The following is a 3483-nucleotide window of genomic DNA, read 5'->3' as shown; positions in this document are numbered from 1 at the left end:
ATTGGTCAATTTATTGATTAGGTAATGAGGCAATGAGTTGATTTGTACATCAACTCATTGCCTCATTAGTTTAGTTTATTGAAAAATTTTTGCCACTATTGACATAGCGTTCTTTACATTCGTGATAAATTTTCACTGCTTCATTTAGATCACCCCAACCGTTGATCGCTACTTTCTTCTTTTCTAAATCTTTATATACGCTAAAGAAGTGTTCGATTTCTTTGATAAGGTGAGGGTTCAAATCATTGAGGTCGTTCATTTTATTCCATATTGGGTCGGAAACGGGTACGCAAATCACCTTTTCATCAGGACCTTTTTCATCAGCCATGTGGAATACTCCTATAGGTTTAACTTCCATTACACAGCCAGGGAAAGTAGGTTCGGTTACTAATACGAGCACGTCTAACGGGTCGGAATCTAAAGCTAAGGTTTCGGGCACAAAGCCATAATCGGCAGGATACATCATTGATGAGAAAATCATACGATCGTAACGCACTTTGCGCAACTCAAAATCATACTCGTATTTATTGCGACTCCCTTTGGGAATTTCGATGAGTACATCAAAAGATAGTGATTTGTTTTCTGACATTTCTTTTTTATTCAATTAGTGTTTAGGGGGCAAAAGTAGTAAAAAAAGTGATATATACCCTATAAACCCTATTTTTTTTTGTTTTATAGTCTATTTGGTTTACTATTGAGATTTGTAAAGTTTATTTTGCCTTTTTCATTTATAAGCTCCTGTCCTGCAGATAGTTTTCCATACCAAAGACCATCAGACATATACCAATTAAGCGTTTTTAAACTTCTATTTGGTTCACCTAAGAGGTGAGAGTAATAAGTAGAATAGCTATCAAACAAAGTGTTTCCGTTTTCAAATTCTTCTTTATAAAGAGCTAAGACATCGGTTATAGACATTGGTGTATTGAGGGTTACACTTCCAAAAGTAGGTGTTTTAAGGGTAATTTTGTTTATTCGCGTATTGTCGTCTGACGAAAGGCTTTCCCAAAAAGTAAAGACATCAGTTTGTGGAGCGAGTTCTGGTTTAAACAGATACAGCACAGGCGTTCCCTTGTAAATAGGCAAAGGGTAATCTTTGAGCATTTTGTTTATATTCACAGGTTCTTTACGGCTGATGAGAGGTTTTCTATTAAGTTCAGGCAGAGCATAATAGCGTACTTTTTGAGCTCCTACCACGGCATATTCTAAGGTAGTAGTAGAAGTGTTTTTATCACCAGATAATCACTTCCTTTAGGCTGATAATCATAATAAGGTTCATTGTAGAGATGCCACCTATCTCTACCATTAGATTCGTATATACTGTCGTATTTTGCCATTACTTCTCTCCTCCTATCACGAAAGGAGTAGTTTTGCGTTCTGTTATCACAGTATTTTCTTTATTCCCAGCGATATAAACCGAATAACTCACCTCAACTTCAGCAGGAGTGCCATCAGTAGTGTTCACGATGAGATAGTTGTGTTGCAAGAGTGCTTGTTTTTTTTCAGTTTGAAAATCGTCTTGTTTTTCACAATGGAATTGAAAACTGAAAATGATAGCTGTAAAAATGAATAATCGTTTGAAATATGTCTTCATCGTTTTTCTTATTGTGTGACTACAAAAGTAGTATATTCTGTTTGATTAAGCAAATTATTTGTGTAATTGTGTGTGTTTTGTTATCTTTGCCACAAATTTAAGCGATGGAAGATAAAACACTTATAAAAAAGCATTGATTGGTTCTTGCAAAACCAATCAATACTTTTTTTATAAGTGTTTTATCTTCCATCGCTTAAATTTGTGGCAAAGATAACAAAACACACACAATTACACAAATAATTTGCTTAATCAAACAGAATATACTACTTTTGTAGTCACACAATAAGAAAACGATGAAGACATATTTCAAACGATTATTCATTTTTACAGCTATCATTTTCAGTTTTCAATTCCATTGTGAAAAACAAGACGATTTTCAAACTGAAAAAAAACAAGCACTCTTGCAACACAACTATCTCATCGTGAACACTACTGATGGCACTCCTGCTGAAGTTGAGGTGAGTTATTCGGTTTATATCGCTGGGAATAAAGAAAATACTGTGATAACAGAACGCAAAACTACTCCTTTCGTGATAGGAGGAGAGAAAGTAATGGCAAAATACGACAGTATATACGAATCTAATGGTAGAGATAGGTGGCATCTCTACAATGAACCTTATTATGATTATCAGCCTAAAGGAAGTGATTATCTGGTGATAAAAAACACTTCTACTACTACCTTAGAATATGCCGTGGTAGGAGCTCAAAAAGTACGCTATTATGCTCTGCCTGAACTTAATAGAAAACCTCTCATCAGCCGTAAAGAACCTGTGAATATAAACAAAATGCTCAAAGATTACCCTTTGCCTATTTACAAGGGAACGCCTGTGCTGTATCTGTTTAAACCAGAACTCGCTCCACAAACTGATGTCTTTACTTTTTGGGAAAGCCTTTCGTCAGACGACAATACGCGAATAAACAAAATTACCCTTAAAACACCTACTTTTGGAAGTGTAACCCTCAATACACCAATGTCTATAACCGATGTCTTAGCTCTTTATAAAGAAGAATTTGAAAACGGAAACACTTTGTTTGATAGCTATTCTACTTATTACTCTCACCTCTTAGGTGAACCAAATAGAAGTTTAAAACGCTTAATTGGTATATGTCTGATGGTCTTTGGTATGGAAAACTATCTGCAGGACAGGAGCTTATAAATGAAAAAGGCAAAATAAACTTTACAAATCTCAATAGTAAACCAAATAGACTATAAAACAAAAAAAAATAGGGTTTATAGGGTATATATCACTTTTTTTACTACTTTTGCCCCCTAAACACTAATTGAATAAAAAAGAAATGTCAGAAAACAAATCACTATCTTTTGATGTACTCATCGAAATTCCCAAAGGGAGTCGCAATAAATACGAGTATGATTTTGAGTTGCGCAAAGTGCGTTACGATCGTATGATTTTCTCATCAATGATGTATCCTGCCGATTATGGCTTTGTGCCCGAAACCTTAGCTTTAGATTCCGACCCGTTAGACGTGCTCGTATTAGTAACCGAACCTACTTTCCCTGGCTGTGTAATGGAAGTTAAACCTATAGGAGTATTCCACATGGCTGATGAAAAAGGTCCTGATGAAAGGTGATTTGCGTACCCGTTTCCGACCCAATATGGAATAAAATGAACGACCTCAATGATTTGAACCCTCACCTTATCAAAGAAATCGAACACTTCTTTAGCGTATATAAAGATTTAGAAAAGAAGAAAGTAGCGATCAACGGTTGGGGTGATCTAAATGAAGCAGTGAAAATTTATCACGAATGTAAAGAACGCTATGTCAATAGTGGCAAAAATTTTTCAATAAAACTAAACTAATGAGGCAATGAGTTGATGTACAAATCAACTCATTGCCTCATTACCTAATCAATAAATTGACCAATGCCTTTA

5 protein-coding genes and 1 pseudogene are annotated in these 3483 nt (G+C 35.2%); 2 read left to right on the top strand and 4 right to left on the bottom strand.

Translation table 11 applies throughout. The features are described 5' to 3' along the window. Positions 1-70: 70 nt before the first annotated feature. The 4 genes from DR017_RS03860 to DR017_RS14250 all read right to left on the bottom strand — a co-directional run bounded on the left by DR017_RS03860 (position 71) and on the right by DR017_RS14250 (position 1591). On the bottom strand, positions 71-589 hold the full coding sequence (locus tag DR017_RS03860) for an inorganic diphosphatase (protein WP_002678814.1): 519 nt from the start codon (positions 587-589) through the stop codon (positions 71-73). 83 nt (positions 590-672) lie between these two features. Then, positions 673-1194 (bottom strand): hypothetical protein, encoded by a 522-nt coding sequence (locus DR017_RS14260; protein WP_256587529.1) that lies wholly within the window; start codon positions 1192-1194, stop codon positions 673-675. Positions 1195-1202: 8 nt separating this feature from the next. Further along, positions 1203-1334: a hypothetical protein gene (locus DR017_RS14255; RefSeq protein ID WP_256587528.1), complete on the bottom strand. Its 132-nt coding sequence runs from the start codon at positions 1332-1334 to the stop codon at positions 1203-1205. Beyond that, positions 1334-1591, bottom strand: a complete 258-nt coding sequence (locus DR017_RS14250) for a hypothetical protein (RefSeq protein WP_256587527.1) — start codon at positions 1589-1591, stop codon at positions 1334-1336. The genes DR017_RS14255 and DR017_RS14250 overlap by 1 nt, the downstream gene beginning before the upstream one ends. 293 nt (positions 1592-1884) lie before the next feature. Between DR017_RS14250 and DR017_RS03850 the strand changes: the two genes are divergently transcribed. Both DR017_RS03850 and DR017_RS03845 read left to right on the top strand, forming a co-directional pair. Then, complete coding sequence (locus tag DR017_RS03850) at positions 1885-2748, top strand: hypothetical protein (protein WP_256587526.1); 864 nt, start codon at positions 1885-1887, stop codon at positions 2746-2748. A gap of 139 nt (positions 2749-2887) precedes the next feature. Continuing rightward, a pseudogene (locus DR017_RS03845) lies at positions 2888-3411 on the top strand (inorganic diphosphatase). Positions 3412-3483 lie beyond the last annotated feature (72 nt).

It is taken from the genome of Capnocytophaga sputigena, from assembly GCF_900446695.1.
Lineage (GTDB): Bacteria > Bacteroidota > Bacteroidia > Flavobacteriales > Flavobacteriaceae > Capnocytophaga > Capnocytophaga sputigena.
The sequence above is the reverse complement of the archived record's forward strand: the minus strand, read 5'-3'. Positions and strand labels throughout refer to the sequence as shown.

Coding starts and splice junctions, on each gene's coding strand:
- DR017_RS03860 (WP_002678814.1), bottom strand. CDS start 589: ATGTCAGAAAACAAATCACTATCTTTTGATGTACTCATCGAAATTCCC.
- DR017_RS14255 (WP_256587528.1), bottom strand. CDS start 1,334: ATGGCAAAATACGACAGTATATACGAATCTAATGGTAGAGATAGGTGG.
- DR017_RS14250 (WP_256587527.1), bottom strand. CDS start 1,591: ATGAAGACATATTTCAAACGATTATTCATTTTTACAGCTATCATTTTC.
- DR017_RS03850 (WP_256587526.1), top strand. CDS start 1,885: ATGAAGACATATTTCAAACGATTATTCATTTTTACAGCTATCATTTTC.